Source organism: Planktothrix paucivesiculata PCC 9631 (genome assembly GCF_900009265.2).
Classification (GTDB): Bacteria; Cyanobacteriota; Cyanobacteriia; order Cyanobacteriales; family Microcoleaceae; genus Planktothrix; species Planktothrix paucivesiculata.
On the sequence record NZ_LR735065.1, the window covers coordinates 1 to 227 of the forward strand.

The 227-nt window shown below is 53.3% G+C and carries 1 protein-coding gene; it reads left to right on the forward strand.

The annotated features are described in order from the left end of the window. The coding region (locus PL9631_RS26405; RefSeq protein WP_197046520.1) for a hypothetical protein at nucleotides 1-227 on the forward strand (227 nt) is incomplete at both ends.

Below are 227 nucleotides of genomic sequence, written 5' to 3' on the forward strand. Positions count from 1 at the left end.
ACTTATGCTTTCACCGCTACAGCTACCGATGCCACGGGTAACGTTTCTAGTGCTTCCACGGCAGTTAACCTCACCGTAGACACCACCGTACCGACGACGCCGACAATTACCAGCAGTGGCAGTACCAACGACACCACCCCAACTATTACGGGTACAGCCGAAGCCAATAGTACCGTTGACATCCTGCAAGACGGTATCAGTATCGGCACTGCTATCACCGATGCAAC